The 19086-nt window shown below is 37.3% G+C and carries 15 protein-coding genes; 6 read left to right on the plus strand and 9 right to left on the minus strand.

Annotated elements, in window-relative coordinates; all coding sequences use genetic code 11:
* The first annotated feature begins 8 nt into the window (after window positions 1-8).
* The 6 genes from FNW07_RS08330 to FNW07_RS08355 all read left to right on the plus strand — a co-directional run bounded on the left by FNW07_RS08330 (window position 9) and on the right by FNW07_RS08355 (window position 5759).
* A complete protein-coding gene (locus FNW07_RS08330; protein ID WP_126743031.1) occupies window positions 9-1229 on the plus strand; it encodes a DUF1015 domain-containing protein in 1221 nt (406 codons plus the stop codon).
* Window positions 1230-1255: 26 nt separating this feature from the next.
* Entirely contained in the window at window positions 1256-1906 is a 651-nt protein-coding gene (locus tag FNW07_RS08335; protein WP_126743032.1) for a YggS family pyridoxal phosphate-dependent enzyme, read from the plus strand.
* A gap of 43 nt (window positions 1907-1949) precedes the next feature.
* Window positions 1950-3311 carry an exonuclease domain-containing protein gene (locus FNW07_RS08340; RefSeq protein WP_126743033.1) on the plus strand — a complete coding sequence of 454 codons (1362 nt, stop codon included), beginning with the start codon at window positions 1950-1952 and terminating at the stop codon, window positions 3309-3311.
* Window positions 3312-3478: 167 nt separating this feature from the next.
* Window positions 3479-4381 (plus strand): tRNA (adenosine(37)-N6)-dimethylallyltransferase MiaA, encoded by a 903-nt coding sequence (gene miaA / locus FNW07_RS08345; protein WP_126743034.1) that lies wholly within the window; start codon window positions 3479-3481, stop codon window positions 4379-4381.
* Window positions 4382-4435: 54 nt separating this feature from the next.
* The gene (locus FNW07_RS08350) at window positions 4436-4984 is read left to right on the plus strand and encodes a hypothetical protein (protein WP_126743035.1); all 549 of its coding nucleotides are present in this window, start codon (window positions 4436-4438) and stop codon (window positions 4982-4984) included.
* 34 nt (window positions 4985-5018) lie between these two features.
* Window positions 5019-5759: an acyl-[acyl-carrier-protein] thioesterase gene (locus FNW07_RS08355; RefSeq protein WP_126743036.1), complete on the plus strand. Its 741-nt coding sequence runs from the start codon at window positions 5019-5021 to the stop codon at window positions 5757-5759.
* A gap of 124 nt (window positions 5760-5883) precedes the next feature.
* Here the strand turns inward: FNW07_RS08355 and FNW07_RS08360 are convergent, their stop codons facing one another.
* From FNW07_RS08360 to FNW07_RS08400, 9 genes are all read right to left on the minus strand, one after another.
* Entirely contained in the window at window positions 5884-6600 is a 717-nt protein-coding gene (locus tag FNW07_RS08360) for a response regulator transcription factor (RefSeq protein WP_126743037.1), read from the minus strand.
* A 4-nt stretch (window positions 6601-6604) separates the two neighbouring features.
* Entirely contained in the window at window positions 6605-8188 is a 1584-nt protein-coding gene (locus tag FNW07_RS08365; RefSeq protein ID WP_126743038.1) for a sensor histidine kinase KdpD, read from the minus strand.
* Between the two features lie 59 nt (window positions 8189-8247).
* Complete coding sequence (gene coaE / locus FNW07_RS08370) at window positions 8248-8844, minus strand: dephospho-CoA kinase (protein ID WP_126743039.1); 597 nt, start codon at window positions 8842-8844, stop codon at window positions 8248-8250.
* On the minus strand, window positions 8841-9839 hold the full coding sequence (locus tag FNW07_RS08375; protein WP_126743040.1) for a glycosyltransferase family 2 protein: 999 nt from the start codon (window positions 9837-9839) through the stop codon (window positions 8841-8843). Before FNW07_RS08375 ends, coaE begins: the two co-directional genes overlap by 4 nt.
* Window positions 9840-10152: 313 nt before the next feature.
* A complete protein-coding gene (locus tag FNW07_RS08380) occupies window positions 10153-12534 on the minus strand; it encodes a T9SS type A sorting domain-containing protein (protein WP_126743041.1) in 2382 nt (793 codons plus the stop codon).
* Window positions 12535-12734: 200 nt separating this feature from the next.
* Window positions 12735-14885: a T9SS type A sorting domain-containing protein gene (locus tag FNW07_RS08385; RefSeq protein WP_126743042.1), complete on the minus strand. Its 2151-nt coding sequence runs from the start codon at window positions 14883-14885 to the stop codon at window positions 12735-12737.
* A gap of 188 nt (window positions 14886-15073) precedes the next feature.
* On the minus strand, window positions 15074-16636 hold the full coding sequence (locus FNW07_RS08390) for a T9SS type A sorting domain-containing protein (protein WP_126743043.1): 1563 nt from the start codon (window positions 16634-16636) through the stop codon (window positions 15074-15076).
* A gap of 129 nt (window positions 16637-16765) precedes the next feature.
* Window positions 16766-18175, minus strand: a complete 1410-nt coding sequence (locus tag FNW07_RS08395) for a T9SS type A sorting domain-containing protein (RefSeq protein WP_126743044.1) — start codon at window positions 18173-18175, stop codon at window positions 16766-16768.
* Between the two features lie 60 nt (window positions 18176-18235).
* Window positions 18236-19045, minus strand: coding sequence for an enoyl-ACP reductase (locus FNW07_RS08400; protein ID WP_126743045.1), 810 nt, complete (start codon window positions 19043-19045; stop codon window positions 18236-18238).
* Window positions 19046-19086: the final 41 nt, after the last annotated feature.

A 19086-nucleotide genomic window follows, 5' to 3' on the forward strand; every position in this document is an offset into this window, starting at 1 on the left:
AATTCCTGATGGCAAAAATAACCCCATTCAAAGCCGTACGTCCAACGCGCGATAAAGTCAGCTTGGTCACTTCACGTTCCTATGAGGAATATTCCGCAGCGGAACTGGCTTCGCAATTGGATTTTAATCCATTGTCATTTTTGCACGTTTTGAATCCGGCTTATACCAACCAGCAAAAAAATACTTTTGAAAAGCGTTTTAAGCAGGTTAGCCAAAAATATCAGGAGTTTAAAGAAGAACATATTTTGGCTCAAGACCAAAAACCCTCGATTTATCTGCACAAGATAATTACCAAAACCCATAAATTCATTGGGATTATCGTAGGTACTTCGGTCGAAGATTATAAGAATAATATCATCAAAAAACACGAAGATACGATTGAATATAGGGTTGATCTGTTCAAAGACTACATCAAATATGCCGGATTCAATACGGAACCGGTTCTGATGACCTATCCTGACAATCTTGCCATAGAAAGGTGGATTCTTCAAAAGAAACAAGCGGTTCCTGATTTTGAATTTTCTGCTACCAATAAAGACATTCATTATTTGTGGAAAATTGATAATGAAACAGAAATACAGTGGTTACAGAAAACTTTTGAAGAAATTGGCGATTTGTATATTGCCGATGGCCATCATCGTTCGGCTTCAGCAGCATTGCTATACGAACAGGAAAAGCAATCCGGGAATGATAACCTGAAATTTTTCATGAGTTTCCTGATTGCTGAAAGCAATGTCAAAATCTACGAATATAACCGATTGATTAAAGACTTGAACGGTTTAATCAAAGTAGAATTTCTAAAAAAACTACAGGAGCATTTTTTTGTCGAAATAAAGCAGGAAAAATTGTTTCAACCCGCTGAAAAACATATATTTGGCATGTATCTCGATGGGGAGTTTTATTCTTTGTCGTTGAAAAGCGATAAAAAGCGTGCCACGACTGTATTAAATGATTTGGATGCACAAATTTTATACGATTACGTACTGCTTCCAATATTAGGAATCGAGGATTTACGAAATGATGAACGCATTGAATATATTCCGGGGAAACAGTCGGTTTTAGATGTAAAAGCGAAAGTGGACAGCGAAGAATTTGAAGTTGGTTTTATTCTTTTTCCATCTAATATCAACGAAATAAAGAAGGTAGCTGATGCAAATTTAATTATGCCGCCAAAAAGTACGTACATTGAGCCGAAATTCAGAAGTGGATTAGTAGTATATGAACTATAAAACCAAATAAGTTTAAAAATTGAACGATGGTGATAGCAGAAAACATACATTCGATTAAAAGTAGTTTGCCAGAGCACGTGACTTTGGTAGCCATTTCCAAAACAAAACCTCTTTTTGACTTAATGGAAGCTTACTATGCGGGACAGCGCACTTATGGTGAAAACAAAATTCTGGAAATGTTCGCGAAGTGGGAAAAAATGCCCAAAGACGTTCAATGGCATATGGTGGGTCACGTTCAGACCAACAAAGTAAAATTTATGGCACCGTTTGTAAAACTGATTCACGGTGTTGACAGCATAAAACTGCTTTTGGAAATTAATAAACAGGCAAAGAAATGCAATCGGATTATTGATTGTCTTCTTCAGGTTCATATTGCCGTAGAAGAAACTAAATTTGGTCTGGATGAAAAAGAAATCGGCTCACTCTTATCTTCAGAAGAGTTTAAGGAATTACAAAATATCCGGATCATTGGGCTCATGGGAATGGCCACCTTGACGGAAAATCAGGATCAGATTAAAAGTGAATTCATGCATCTGAAATCAATTTTTGATCACTTTGCAATACAAAACCCACAATTTACTACACTTTCAATGGGTATGTCAGGCGATTACCAGCTCGCTATTGATTGCGGAAGCACCATGGTTCGGATTGGAAGCAGTATCTTTGGCGGACGTTAATTAGAAATTTCACTATTTCAGGCTTTAAAACTTTAAAAATATTTTGTACGCGATACTCGACATAGAAACCACCGGTGGCCAATTCAATGAAGAAGGAATTACCGAAATTGCCATTTATAAATTTGATGGCCATGAAATCGTGGATCAATTTATAAGCCTGGTGAACCCTGAAATTCCGATACAGCCATTTGTTGTAAAACTTACCGGAATCAATAATGCGATGCTACGCAGTGCACCTAAATTTTTTGAAGTCGCCAAAAGGATTATTGAAATGACCAACGATTGCGTCCTTGTGGCACACAATGCTTCTTTTGATTACCGTATTTTGCGTACGGAATTCCGCCGTTTAGGATATGATTTTAACCAGCAGACACTTTGTACGGTAGAATTATCCAAAAAACTAATGCCTGAGCAAACTTCGCACAGCCTTGGGAAATTAGTCCGCGCTTTGGGAATCCCTATGGCAGACCGTCATCGGGCCAGTGGTGACGCCATGGCTACGGTGAAACTATTCAAAATGCTGTTGGACAAGGATCTTGAAAAAGTAATTGTAAAAGAACTCATCAAAACAGAAGTCGAAAAAGGAATGGCACCCAAATTAGTGGATATCGTTGCCGCCATTCCTTCGAAAACTGGAATATATTACATCCATCGCGAGGACGGAAGCCTACTTTTTATTGGCAAAAGCAAAAACATTAAAAAAAGGGTTAACCAGCACTTTACAGGGATCACTCGAAGCGCTAAAAAAATACAAAATGAAGTCTTTACCGTAACCTATGAGGAAACCGGAAGTGAACTGATTGCCCTATTGAAAGAAACGGAAGAAATTAAAGTTAACAGACCCATTTACAACAGAATGTCCCCTAAAAACAATTTTTCTTGGGCCATCTATTCCGAAAAAGATGAAAATGGCTATCTTAATTTGAAACTGCAGAAAGCCGATGGAAGAAAAAAAGAAATCACTTCTTTCACTACGGCTCAAGAGGCTACAAATGCATTAATCCGGGTTACTTCACATTATCAGCTATGCCAGAAACTAACCGGATTGTATGAAACCAAAACGCACTGCTTCCAGCATACCATCAATGAATGTGACGGAGCCTGTGTTGGAAAAATCACACCTGATGAATACAATGCCCGGGTTCAGACTTTTATCGACAAAAACCTGTTTGAAAATAAAACCATGGCCATCATCGACAAAGGCCGCACCATCAATGAACGCAGTGTCATTTTGGTTGAAAATGGCATCTTGAAAGGATATGCCTTTTATGATTTGAACTATCAGGTGCACAATATTGATATTTTGAAAAACATCATTATTCCGATGCAAAGCAACCGGGAAGTCAGAAACGGTATTCAAAATTACCTGCGAAAAAATAAAGTAATGAAGATTATCCATTTTTAATTTTAATCTTAATTGGAAGCTATTCCCGGCTGTACACTGCAACTCCTCGTTATTCCAGTTGTTTTCTGAAGCCATAAAAGGAGCTTCCGAAGTCGCTCTCTTATAGCTAAGAAAACTAACTTTCATACACTGCGGGGTTTCCGTTACCATCCGGGCTAAAAAACAATATGAAATACCTAATTACCATCGTCGGCCCAACAGCGATAGGAAAAACATCCTTAAGCATTGCTTTGGCACAATATTTTAACTGTGACATCATTTCTTGTGACAGCCGTCAGTTCTTTACCGAAATGAGCATCGGAACAGCGGCTCCATCCAAAGAAGAACTCGCTGCAGCCAATCATCATTTTATTCATAATAAATCTATTTTTGAAAACTATACGGTAGGCGATTTTGAAAAAGAAGCCATTGTTAAACTCGACGAATTGTATCGCACCAATGATTACGCGATATTAGTCGGCGGTTCCGGATTGTATGTCGATGCGATATTAAAAGGCTTTGATGATTTCCCTGAAATCGATAGTAATGTCCGCGAAGATATCACTGCAAACTATGAAAAGTTCGGAATTGAATACCTGCAAGAGGAACTCGAAAAACAAGATCCCGTATATTTTGATACAGTCGCTAAAGAGAATCCCCAAAGGCTAATGCGCGCCTTGGAGGTTTGTATCGGTTCCGGCAAACCGTATTCTTCTTTTTTGCACCAGGTAAAAAATGAGCGGAATTTCATCCCCATCAAAATTGGCCTGGAAACCGACCGCGAAATAATCTATGACCGAATCAACCGTCGGGTCGATATCATGATGAGCGAAGGCTTATTGGAAGAAGCAAAAAACCTTTATCCGCAAAAAGAACTCAATGCGTTACAAACCGTAGGTTACAGGGAACTATTCAGTTATTTTGACGGGGAATTCACTTTGGAATTTGCAATTTCCGAAATTAAAAAGAACAGCCGACGTTTTGCCAAAAGGCAACTGACCTGGTTCAAAAAAAATGAAGACACCAAATGGTTTGACTTTACAGCTACAAAGAATGAAATCATAGATTATATTAATTGCAGAAATAAATAAATTTTATCACGCAACCATTTTTAAAATTTATAATCTAATGAAAAAACAAGCTGTATGAAAAAATTAAAATTCCTTTTATTTATCCCGCTTTTATGTGCCATGCAATGCGAACCTGAAGGTCCCTGCGGAGACAACCCTACGAGCAATTATGTATTACATAACAATCTGATTTCGATAGAAACCAATGGCACCACTTACCATGTAGGAGATACGATCTGGATTAATGCTGTCGTAAATAAAAACCAGAGTGATGCCAATAGCTCCCAAAATATTAATTTGTTCAATTTTGACAACAAGCTTAATTTTAACGTCAATTTACTCAAAACTTCCAGCTATAATCAGAATTTCCCGATTTCACTAAACGAAAATCACGTTGTCAGTGATAAGGGCGAGGTCATGGCCAATTCTTTCATTATGGTAAAAGAAGGCGATAATTTTGTCAACAGAACGGGAATTAAATTATTGGAAACCGGTACATTTAAAATTAACTGTGCAGAAATTTCTTCGTATAGAGACTATTATGATTGCACTACAAGAACCTATATAGGGACAACTATTAGTAATGCCGATTCTGAAAATTATTATAACTTTATCGTCGAATAATTTTAAACTTTACACTTCTCTAATTCTAATTTACATGCCAATTTCATCCGACTTCAATTCGATTTTCAGCAAGGATTGGGAAATCAATTTTACCCAATGTACCCCTAACGGCTATTTAAAGTACAGTGATATGTGCAATATTCTGCAATTAACTGCGGCAGCACATTCGGAGGTCGGAGGCATTAGTTTTATGGACATGCAGGAATTTGACCAGGCATGGGTTTTGAGCCGAATGAGAATTGAAATTTCCGCATTACCCAAATGGAAAGACGTGGTGACGGTAAAGACCTGGATAAACAGTCTGGAAAATTCGCGTTCGGTGCGGGCCTTAGAGATTTATGTCAATGGTGTAAAAATAGCCGGATCTGAGACTTTTTGGGTTGTCTTTAATACCGAACAACGGCGTCCGCAGGCATTGGCCCTTCCCTACGATCATTTTGAAATCTATCCGGAGAAATTGGCCACTGGGAAAACGTTTTCGAAAATCAATCTTAATGATGAGAGAGAAATGGTTTTTGAGCGCAATATTGTTTTATCGGATCTGGACATTGTCAATCATGTGAATAATGTCAAATATTTGGAATGGTGTTTGGATCTTATTGATGCTGAGGCTATTTTAGAACAAAAAATTACCAGTTTTGAAATGAATTTCCTGAAGGAACTTTCGTTAAAGGACCACGTTATTATTCATGAAAGTGTGGGTGAAACGGCCACTATTTTCAACATTACTAAAGATGACAAAACCATTTTTGCATTACAGTTGAACTGGAAATAGAATTATTTTGCCTAGCCCTGGTTGGAACGGCATCCTTTTTATGGCTTCTTTAGCCAAAAAAGATAGAGTGTAAAACAGGAAATAGCTCCAAAAAAAAAGCTCCGGTTTCCCGAAGCTTTATATATTATTCCATTACTTTATTTTTTACTACCAAACGGAATCCTTCTCCGTGAATATTGAGGATCTCTACATCTTCGTCCGGTTTCAGGTATTTTCTTAACTTGGCGATATACACGTCCATACTTCTTGAGGTAAAGTAGTTGTCATCTCTCCAGATTTTGGTCAATGCTAATTCTCTTGGCATCAAATCATTTTCGTGAAGAATCAGCATTTTAAGCAATTCGTTTTCTTTTGGAGACAATTTGATTGGTTCCTCGTTTTCGTAGGTCAGGAAACGAAGTTTTGAATTTAGGTGGAATTTACCGATTTGGAATTCAAACTTAGTTACATCCGTTTTAACGTCCGTTGACTTTCTTTGGATGATCGCTTTGATTTTCATCAGTAAAACTTCTGAATCAAAAGGTTTGTTCAAATAATCATCTGCCCCTACTTTATATCCTTTAAGTACATCTTCTTTCATGGATTTGGCTGTCAGGAAGATAATCGGTACGTCTTTATTTTTCTCTCTGATTTCTTTGGCCAGCGTATAACCATCTTTATAAGGCATCATGACATCAAGAATACACAGATCGAAAGTGTCTTTTTTGAATTTTTCAAAACCTTCCATTCCGTTTTTTGCTAGTGTGACGTCAAAATCATTTAGCATTAAATAGTCTTTTAGGATAGCTCCGAAATTCTGATCGTCCTCAACTAAAAGTATTTTTTTATTTTCTGTTTCCATAACCTTAATTAATTAGTGGTATTTTTATTATGAAGGTGCTACCCTTGCCTTTTTCGCTTTCTACAAATATTTCTCCGTTGTGATCTTCAACGATTCTTTTGACATAGGCTAGACCTAAACCATGACCTTTTACATTATGTAAATCTCCGGTATGTTCCCGGTAAAATTTCTCGAAAATTCTTTTTTGGGCTACTTTACTCATTCCGCCTCCGTGATCTTTTATTTTGATGATGACAAAGTCTTTTACATTTTCTGTAAATACATCAATTTTAGGATTCTCCGGCGAGTATTTTATAGCATTATCCAATATATTCACAATCACATTGGTAAAATGAACATCATTTAATAAAACGGTCGTTCTGTTTGCCATGAAATGCGTCGTAATCGTTCCTTGCCTGTCTTCAATAATCAAATTAATATGCTCAATGGCTTCTTCTATTATTTCATGAACATTGTTGGACTCTTTAGTGATATCGAGCTCTCTCCTTTCTAATTTTGAAATTCGGAGGACGTTCTCCACCTGCGCGTGCATTCTTTTATTTTCATCCCTGATCATTTGGAGATACCTTCGTACCTTTTCCTGATCTTCAATGATTTTTGGATTTTTAATCGCATCCAAAGCTAAATTTATCGTCGCAATCGGTGTTTTAAATTCATGCGTCATATTGTTAATGAAATCGGTTTTGATTTCAGAAATCTGACGTTGCCTGATTAATTGATTCAAGGCACTGGAATATGCAATTACAATAATTAATGTAAAAACGATTGATAGTATGGTAATTCCCACCAGCTCCGAAAACAAAAATTTCTTTTTATATGGAAAACTGACCAACAACTGGTATTTGCTGCCTCCTTCATTATCAATAAAAATCGGGATGGAATAAGTTGCAAATTTGTCATATTTGAATTTATCCGATTTGATTTTAGTTGCTAATCCGTTGTTGTAAATGCCATATTCGAATGGTGTTTTCACCCCAAATTCATTCAACTCATTAGCCAATAACTTCTGTAACATTTCCTTCGAAACCCTTTCCTGTATTGCCATTGTCGAAGCAATGTCTTTGTAGAAGATTTCGAACTGGGCATTGTCCAACACATTTAACGAACCTGATTTCTGAATTTTGACATCGGGTATTAAATTATTCTGAATGCTGGAATTATCCACATTGTTATTGTTGTAAACCTCTGTAACCCTCTTGGAAGAGAAGTTCTTCATTTTTACACTGTCTTTTTTCTTATCAAAGAACGATGAGGAAATATCATAATCTTCGGAAATAATACTGTTGGAATAAATTATGGTTTCGTTAGTCCGGGGATTTTTCTGAACATAATAAAACTCCAGTAAATCATTCTTTTGGGGTACTTTTCCGGTACTGTCCTTATAATGATTGTATTTATCATAAAAATTATACGCTTCCTGTTTTTGTAATTTTTCTGCAACGTTACCGATAACCTGCTGAACATGAAACCTAAACTGTTCGTCATTATTCTGAAATGATGAATTAAACCAATACACTTGTACCAATATGATCCCAATAAGGGACAAGCTCATAAGTACAATCAGTAGCCGGAAAAATAGTTTGTTCATCACTACAAATTTAACATTTTAACACTTGTGCCATAAATATATTAACCAAACATTAACACCTATGTTAATTTTTGTTGATTATTCAATTTTTTAAGAATTTCATCAATTTGATGCTTGGCAACTTTAACATTCTTATTTTCAACAATATAGTCGCTTTTGTCAGTCCGCATTTCATCGGTCCATTGGTTTTTGATCCTGTCCATGACATTTTCGACAGCTGTATTGTCCCTATTGATTATTCTTTGGATTCGATCCTCCAGAGGTGCCGTAACAGTAATAATCACGTCACAATCCTTATCACTTCCACTTTCAAATAATATTGCCGCCTCTTTTACAACCCACGGAAAATGGCTGTGTTGCTCTAACCAGGCATCAAAATCACTTCGTACGGCTGGGTGAACGATATCGTTTAATCTTTTTAACTTATTTGAATCGCTAAAAACAATTTCGGCGAGTTTGTGTCTATTTAATTTCCCGTTTTCAAAAATTTCCTCTCCATAATGTGAAGCAATTTCGCTTTTTATTTGTGGGAGTTCCAAAATTTTTTTGGCAATATCATCAGCTATATAAACAGGTATTCCCTGCGATTCTATATATTTTGCAATCGTGGTTTTTCCGCTTCCGATTCCGCCCGTTAAACCAATAATCTTTGTCATATCTTAAAGAATAAATCCGGAAATGATTTCTGAGGATTTTGTTTTAACAGAATAACTTTAACAAATGATTCTATAAAACCCAAACCATAACCCACAAACTGTTTCCAAACTGCTTTAATCGATAAAAATCCTACCATAATACTTTTATTCTGATATGATGATGTCAGAAACAGCACCAAAAAATAACCAAAATACAGCTTCAAGAGCCAATCCTGAGCAAAAACTAATAACACCAGCGCTATCACAAATCCCATTAAAAATAGGGATGGAAAAAAATAGGTCACCTTATTATATTGTGGATACTTGCTGTTTAATATTGGCCTCGCCTTCCCAAACTTAGTAACCTGCGCTGAAAATTTATCCCAGTCAATTCTTCGTTTATGAAATACATATGCGTTTGGAAAAAGCCTGGTTTGAAAACCTAAATCCCACAATCGCATCGTTAACTCCGGATCTTCCCCCGGATGCATGTTTCCAAATCCACCGGTTGCCTCGAAAGCTTTGCGGGACAATCCCATATTAAAGCTTCGCGGTTGAAATTTGTCTATTTTCTCAGAACCGCCTCGAATACCACCAGTAGTTAATACCGAGGTCATCGCAAAATTTATTGCCTTCTGAATATCGGTAAATGAGTCCAATGCTCTGTCAGGGCCACCAAAACAATCTGAATAATTTTGTTCCAATGCATTTGAAACTTCAACTAAATACTGTTTCGGGATGATGCAATCTGAATCAAAAATCAAAAAGTAATCTCCCTTGGCAAGGTTCATCCCAAAATTTCGTGAATCACCCGGTCCGGAATTGTATTTCAGATAATACGAAATGTTTAATTTCGTATTATAGTCATCCACAATATTTTCACACGGCAAAGTCGAACCATCTTCGACAATAACAATCTCAAATTCTTGCTTATAATCAGTTTGAGATAAACTTTCCAGAAGTTCCTTCACTTCATCAGGCCTATTGAAAACTGGGATAATTATAGAGAAAAGCATTGGTGTATGGTATTTTAAAACTTGTTAATTTTATTTAATAATAATTTTAACAAAGATAAACTTAAAAATAAAAATAAACGATTACTCCTTTAGTTTTCTAACTTCTGTCCTAATTTTCAAACATGCCGTGGCGAAAGTAATTATTTTTTTACCTATTATCTTACAAAAGAAAAGTCTTTAACATTTTCCATTTTTTATGTTATATTTCTCTGTATTATGCAATTTTTGAGGCTATTTTTTTGTAGGAATTTTGATTAAAGCAAAATACCACCAACTTTCGTTGATGGTATTTTATGTTTTTCAGTAATGAAAGTTATTCCTTAATTACTTTAATCATTTTGACCTGATCATCGGCAGTAACCTGAACCACATAAGTCCCGGTAGATAAATGCGACATATCAATTTGTGACTGACTTGCATTGATTGCCTTGGTCATTACTTCCTGACCCAATAAATTAAATACACTAACTGTAGATATTTGTGTGGTATATGATAGATTCAGAACATCCTTTACAGGGTTTGGATAGTATGAGAAATTAGTATTATCAAAAGAAGTGGTTTCTAATGATGCATCATAAGCCGAAAGTCTGAAAGTATCATTTGTCACAGTCCCATATTTCCAAACACCAATATACAGAGTAGATCCCGGCGTCTGACTGGTTAAATTTACCAATGAAAAATTACCCGTTCCTAAATCATCATCACACCCTACTTCTGTTAAAGACCCACATGCTCCTGCAAAAACACTGACAACTGTATCAGTCAATAGTGAAGCACCATTCGCTTGTGTCTCGATCGTTAAAGTCCCTGAAGCAGGCACAACAACACTATACCATACATCAGCGAAACGGTTAGTCTGACAAGCATATGTCAATCCAGTTGCAGTGGTAGCACCTACTACTGTTCCCGTAACAGCATTCGTAGCAAAATCGCCTCCTGGAGTTACTATTATCGCACTAGCACAAGTATCATTTGATGGCGGTGTAGCAGGCGTTGTAAAGGACACAGTAGACCAAGCAGAGAATATTGCACCACAATTATTTCTTACATGGAAATAGTAAGTCGTTAAAGGTGATAGCAAAGTTGCATTGTAAGTGGTAGCCATTATAGATGTACCAGAACCTGCAGGATTTGCAGCTACAGTATCCAGAACATATTCATAATTTACAGAACCAGTGACCGGGCTCCAGGAAACATCAGCGGAAGCACTAGTTACGTTAGCTGTCACTAATCCGATTGGATTAGAGCAGGCCGGTGTTAATCTCAACTCAAAATTATCTATTGAAAAATCAATATCCGCGGCTCCATTTGTTGCACCTTCAATGGCTCTGAAAGCAAACCTAACATTTTGACCGGAATACGCATCTAAATCAATTATATTGGTACTTCCTGCATTTGATGGAACATTTGTATCATTATAAGTATACAGTACCGTCCAATTCGAGGTCCCGTTAGATACTAATACTTCTATACTGTCATCACTCTCCCAAGGTGTAGTTGGGGAATTAGCAGTTGCATATTGGGTTGCGGCAGCATCAAATTTTAATTCGTAACCAGTGGCGGGAATACTGATCACGGGCGACATAATCCAGTCATTTGCACCAGTAGTGTAGACATTATATCTGACAGCACCAGTAGTTCCCGCATTGGCAAAACCATCAACAATCCATGTGCTCGAACCGAAAGTAGCCGGACCAGCAAGAGCATCACCATTATCAGCCTCCTGCCAGCATGCCGGCACGTAAGTAGTAAAATCTTGTGCAAAAGGTACAGTATATACATCACAAAGACTGGTGAAATTGATGGTTTTCCAAACGGAATTATCACCAGGTCCACAATTTGCTCTAACATAAGCCGTATAACTTGTAGCTGGCGAAACCGCAGCACCGACCACAGAATTAGTCCCGATTGCAGTTCCAGAAGTAGGAGCTGGGTTAGCTGAGGGCAATATAGCATATTCCCACATAGTCTCGCTACCTCCGACATTCCAGTTCAAATTAACATTAAAGGCAGTGAGGCTATTTGTCGAAAAACCTGTTGGTGCAGGACAGCTTACTAAAAAATCAAATCCTATCTGAGGCCTACGGTAATTTGAAGAAGCTAATGAAGCTGCCGGAGTACCTGTTGTATTATTACTATACTTTGTAGTATTATTATTGGTCGTAGAAATACATGTATTTCCATACTCATAATCCCAAGTCACTGCTGTAGTCAATGCTGTAGTATTGGAATATTCCATTAAAACTTCTAAATTTTGTGTGCCGGTATATAAAAAATTTGTCGAGAATGAAAAACTTTTCCATCCCGCAGATGAACCCACACTAGCTGTAGGATCAGAATTATAAACCAATGTAGCGGTAGCAATTTCGGTTGCCCAATCCAAAGCTGCTAGTCCAAAATCTGAAGAACCCGTTTCCTTAAGATATACTTTAAAAGTAGGCGTTCCAGCTAATGCGCCGGTTGCCGCGATTCGATTAAAATAAGCAGCTGTTAATGTTTGTCCTGCTAAACCCACAAGTTGAGAAGATGGATATATCACGGCAGTTCTACTGGTAGCGTTAGCTGTGGCAATACTGTTCATCGGCCCATAAGCATTAGTTGCTATTCCTCCACTACATGTTGTCACTTGAAATAATTGGGCATTTATTTGCATACTTAAAAAGAAAGCAAATAAAATAAGAGTAATTTTTTTCATAAAAATGTATTTAATTGTAATGCGAATGTAAAAGAATTTTCAAAGACCCTTTCCCAAAAAAAATACTTGTAACATTATAACTTCTGAATGTTACATTTTTATCGTATTTACCTAATAAACAAGAGGTTTTGCGAGATTTGTAATACAAAGGAAAAAGCCATCAATAAAAAATTGATGGCTTTTATAATAGAGTTGAAAATTTACTCTTTGATAACCTTAATCATTTTCACTTGATCGTCAGCTATAACTTGTACAATATAGGTTCCTGAAGCTAAAACGGTCATGTCAATTTGTGATTGATTGGCATTGACAGTCTTTCTCATTACTTCCTGACCCAATAGATTAAATACAGCTACATTAGAAATACTCTCTGAGTAAGACAGGTTCAACATATTTTTAACGGGATTCGGATAATAAGAGAAATTAGCATTATCGAATGAATTTGATCCTAGAGAAGCATCATAAGCAGAAAGTTTAAAAGTTCCTATTTCATCATTATCATATGAAAAAATTCTCAAATAAAGAGTTTGTCCCGGAGTCAAACCAGTTAAAGGCAACATTGAAAAGAATCCTGTACCTGAATCATCATCACAATCATTTGAAGCCAAAGCAGCGCAGTTTCCTGTAAATACCTCAAGTCCGGTATCAGTTATAGTACCATCATTTGAACTGGTTTCAATAGTAATTGTTCCTGAAGCCGGAACTACAACACTAAACCAAACATCACCACCTAAATAGCTAGAACAGGATGGATTTGCCAGACCTGCAGTATCTGTAGCCCCAACATTTGTTACAATGACATCATTATCGTCAAATACTCCTCCTGCAGTTAAACTGATTGCTGTTCCACAATCATCATTTGCGGGTGGATTTGCCGGAGTAACGAATGAAATGGTAGTCCAGGTACTAAATAAACCTCCACAATCAGTTCTAACGTGAAAGTAGTAAGATGTAGATGGCGAAAGCAATGTAGCGTTGTAAGTGGTTGCAGTAGTTGCAGTACCCACGCCTGCTGGATTTCCAATATTTGTATCCAACACATATTGGTAATTTCCTGAAGTAGATGTCCAAGAAAGATTAGCAGTGGAAGAAGTCAAGTTTGTTGTTGGCAATGCAGTTGGTTCAGCACAAGAGGGAGTCAGTCTCAATTGAAAATTATCAATTGAAAAATCTATATCGGCTGTTCCATTAGTGGCACCTTCAATTGCTCTGAAAGCAAACCGCACATTTTGTCCGGAATAAGCATCAAGGTCAATAATGTTTGTTGTACCTGTTACTGCCGGTACATTTGTGTCTGTATAAGTATATAAAACAGTCCAGTTGGATGTTCCGGTTGATATTAAAACTTGAATTGAATCGTCAGATTCCCATGGTGCAGTCGGAGCTGTCGTGTTATTCCACTGCACTGCTGCAGCATCGAATTTAAGTTCGTATCCTGTTGCTGGAATTGCATATAATGGAGAAACAACCCAGTCATTAGCTGTTGCAGCGTATACATTATATTTAAATGCTCCGGTAGAACCATTATTTGCAAAGCCATCTGCCGCCCAACTGCTAGATCCAAAAGTAGCCGGACCTGCGATTAAATTCCCGTTATCAGCTTCTTGCCAACAACCAGGCAGATAAGTTGTAAAATTTTCCAAAGCGGGAATAACATTAATACCACAAGTTGTAAATGAAGATTCAGTGCAACCAGTCGAATTTCCAATGGCATTATAAGGAACAACTGTAACATAGTAAGTAGTACCCGCGGTTAAAGTCCCCAAATCATAAGTCAAAACGTTCCCAACATCAAATAAATTTAAAACGTTAGTTCCGCCGGGAGTAGTTCCCACTTTTAATTTATAACCTGTTGCTCCACCTGTAGCTGCTGGCCAGGAAATTACACCTGAAAGAACATTATTTGCTGCATTAGCTGGAGTTGACAAAGCAGTACAGTTAGGTGCTGTAAGCGGTGTAAAGGTAACTTCAACAGTAATGGTCATTGTTACAGAATCGGACCAGTTATCCGCAGGTTGATCATAAGAAACAATATTCAGCGTATTGAACCCGGTAATATTGTAATTGTTAAAAGCTGCTCCACAGCCATCAAGCGGCGTACCACCATCTACAGTAAGGATAAATCCATACCATGTAGAACAAAAGCTTGACGCTAAGCTTCCCGCAGGATTAATCAATTTAATGCTTGTGGGAACAACAGCTCCATAACAGTTAAGGTCGGTCGCATTTATAGTTAATGTTGTTGGTCCGTCATCCTGACCCGAAACAGTGAACGTTTGGGTGCACGTGGATTGTGCATTGACCTGCCAGCCAGTAAAGATTAATAAAAGTAGTAAAGTAATTTTTTTCATAGCATTAGTAGTTATTTTGTTATACGCGCTAAAGTATAAAAAAAATTAATGAAATAAATGAGATGAATAAAATAAAAATAGCATTCGGAAGTATTCACAAATTGTAAGAATTATATCATAAGTTATTTCTTACAACGCAAAAAAAACCATCTATTGGAATGATGGTTTTTAATTTAATTTTAGGAGTATCATTCCTTAATTACACGGATTGTTTTTACCTGATTATCCGAAGTTATTTTGACCACGTACGTGCTGCGTAAAAATTCCGTCATGTCAATTTGGGAACGATTGGCATTAATGGTTTTCATCATAACTTCCTGGCCCAAAAGGTTATAAATTCTGACATCTGAGATATTTTGGGAATATGATAAATTAAGTACATTTTTAACCGGATTAGGATAATAGGCGAAACTATCATTATTGAAAGAATCGGTAGCTAGGTTTACATCATATGCAGCAATTTGAAATTGATCATTTGTCGAAGTACCTGTACCAAATTTCCAAACAGCAATATAAAGAGTGGATCCGGGGACCCGCCCTGCTATAGATAATAATGACATATTTCCAGTACCCGAATCATCATCGCAACCTACTTGCGTTAGACCAGAACATGTACCTGAATATGCTGCAATAACAGAATCAGTCATCCCATTAGTAGCACCGCTTTGGATTTCAATTGTCATGGAGCCAGTGGTAGGCACTATAACGGAGTACCAGACATCATCCCCTACACTGCTTTGACATGATGGTGTCAGTCCGGACGTGGTAGTTGCGCCTAAAATTGTTCCTGCTTTGGCCCCGTTTGCAAATGAGTTCGATACTGTTAATGATGTGGCGGATGAACAGGTATCATTCACTGGCGGAGAAGTCGGGGTTGTGAAACTTATAGTTGACCACGTGCTAAAACCGGAAGCCCCACAATTATTTCTGAGATGGAAATAATAAACGGTCGATTGTGTCAAAGAAGTTGCCGAGAAATTGGTTCCGGTAATTGTAGTACCTGCGCCTCCCGGATTCGCTGCCGTCGTATTGAGTACATATTGATAATTTACAGAACCACTAACCGCATTCCAAGTTAAATTCGCCGAACTAGAAGTCACGCTATTTGCTACTAAACCAGTAGGTGCCACACAAGCCGGAGGTGAACCGTCTGTATAATTAAACTTGATGTTTGGTTTAATTCCATTAATTGTTGCGGTCGGAACATCACAGGCAGTTCCTCCATCCTGACGATATCGTCTGGAACCATTAGCAATGGTCGTGCCCCTCACGCCTCCATAAGGACTTACAAAAGGATTGGGACCGTCTGAGCAAATGTCAATTATAATATTATCAGTTCCATTCCAGATAAAAGGAGTATCGAATGTAATCATATCAAAGGAACCGGCAGCTGTGACGGTAGGATTGTATGCAAAAGGATTTTTAACTATTGTAGTGGCATTTATATTGTGGATAGCAGAATTGACCTCTGTAGTGTGGCCCATTTTAATAGTGTAGCCTATTAAATTTCCACCGCCGTAATCCTCATCGACAGAGAATCCTAATGCGGTAATCTGATCATATGGTGTCAATGAAGTTTTTAATTCGGCAGCAGTATAAACCACCTGATATCTAAACGCTTCAAAATATCCATCTACAGGATCACTTGCGCTACCAGCTGTGGAGGCGGTACCTGTTCCAATAACAATTGATTGTGCATTCAGTTGCATAAAAGCGAACAATGCAAATAACAGAAAAGTATCTTTTTTCATAACTATGTGATTTATAGTTAATTATACTATAAAGATATTGAATAAAAAAAAAACTCACAACGCAATTGTGAGTTTTTTATCGGAAATGACATATTAAAAGATTTTAATTCTATTACAGAATAAAAATCTTTAGTTTTTAAGCACTTTAACGGTTTGGACCTCATTCTCAGTGCTAATTTTTACCATATATGTTCCTTTTGGTAAATGTGACATATCTACTTGCGATTGATTTGCATTTACTGCTTTTGTCAGGGATTGTTGACCCAATAAATTATAGATTACCACATTCGAAATACTTTGAGTATTGGACAAATTCAACATGTCTTTTACCGGATTTGGATAGTAAGAAAGATTTGTTATCTCAGATTCATGAGCAGTTAAAGAAACCGTACCTGTTATATCAATTGTAAATGCCCCTTCTAAACCATTGGCTAAATCATTTTTATTTCCAACGTTTACCCAATACTGACCTGAAGTTAAAGCAGGTAAATTTAAAGTCTCATCATCTCCCACTAAACCGGCATCTACGGAACCAACACAAGTAAAACTGCCACAGCTTCCGGAATACACGGCTATTTCTGGGTCCCAATCATTTACTCCTGTAAGCGCTACATTGATGTTACCTGGAGTGCCCACAGCAAAAGTGTACCACACACCATCATTCATTCCTGTACCACAAGTAGATATAACTCCCGCATTGTTAGTAGCCCCTAATGCATACTGAGACAAATTGTACGGAAGTGCCGATATATTTTTTGCACTTGCACAATCATCATTTTGAGGGGGAGTGGTAAATGTTGTTGTTGCCCAGCTACTGAACTCTGAACCACAATTAGTTCGAACATGGAAATAATAGTTTGTTTCCGGAGTTAAAAGTGAAGCTGAATAATTCGTCGCGGTTGTATATGTTCCTGCACCAACGGGAATAACCGGATCATTATCCAAAACATATTCATAGTTTACAGAACCCGAAACCGTATTCCATACAAAATTCGCGGAATTGGAAGTAATCATATTACTAAATACAAATGACGGAGGCAAACAAGTTGGCGTAGGTACAAAAGTTAAGGAAGCACTGTTGAGCGTTCCAATATCATTGAGACCCGTATCACAAATACGCAGTAACCATGTACCGTCGGCATTAATTCCGTTTAGATTACTAAGATTTCCTTCCGGCAAATAGATTCCGGTAAATGGCGCCACACCATCTTCAATGGAGACTGGTGCATTCGCTCTGAAGACAGTATTAGTGAAATTATCCCCAGTTCCACCCTGGCCAATAGCCAATGCGACAACGGTGCCATTGGGCGCCACTAAAGAGATATCTAAATCTCCGTCGTAGGTCATAGTAACGTCAATTACGATTTGATCAAAGATGTTCGTAGTACCTAACACACCAACCCCCGAAACTGTAAATGGAAATTCATGAGCAGAAGTGCAGCTATTATCTGGAATTACACCTGTAGTACTATTAAAAGTTTGCGAATAAGTTCCTACAGATCCCAAACATACCAAAAATAATAAAGTAATTCTTTTCATATTTATATAGTTTAAAGTAGTGAACCTTAAAGTTATATATTTATAAGTTATTAATTACATTTATTCGACAAATGACTCTATAACTCCTTGACTTACACCTATGTTCGAAAAACCGCCATCATTATAGAGATTTTGAAGCGTTATTCTTTTCGTCAAATCAGAAAACATAGCTACGGTATAATTAGCGCAATCCATTGCAGATGCATTTCCCAGCGGAGACATTTTCTCGGCAAAAGCTATAAATTCATTAAATCCTTTCACGCCATGTCCAGCTTTGGTAGGTGTTGGTGATTGGGAAATCGTATTGACCCTCACTTTTTTGTCTTTCCCAAAGAAATAACCAAAACTACGGGCAACAGATTCCAGATATGCTTTATTATCGGCCATATCATTATAATCCGGAAAAACACGCTGAGCTGCAATATATGTCAATGCTACAATACTTCCCCACTCGTTCATCGCATCCTTTTTATACAGAACCTGCATTACTTTATGAAAAGAAACTGCCGAGACATTCCATCCTTTTTCAGTGAATTCATAATTTTGGTTAGTATAATGATTTCCTTTTCTGACATTGACCGACATGCCGATAGAATGTAAAACAAAATCAATTTTGCCTCCTAAAATTGCTACCGCCTGATCTGTCAAATATTCCAAATCTTCGACCGATGTTGCATCTGCAGGAATAATCTGAGCGCCTGTTTTATCTGCCAATTCATTAATAGAACCCAATCGTATAGAAGCAGGAGCGTTAGTCAAAACAAAAACACCACCTTCTTCGTGGACACGTTCGGCTGTTTTCCAGGCAATAGAATTTTCATCCAAAGCACCGAAGATGATTCCTCTTTTTCCTTTCAGTAAATTATACATACAAATAATTATTTTTTAAAATTGGAACATGTTATAAATAA

The sequence above is a fragment of the Flavobacterium sp. GT3R68 genome (assembly GCF_007109225.1).
In the GTDB taxonomy this organism is placed as follows: domain Bacteria; phylum Bacteroidota; class Bacteroidia; order Flavobacteriales; family Flavobacteriaceae; genus Flavobacterium.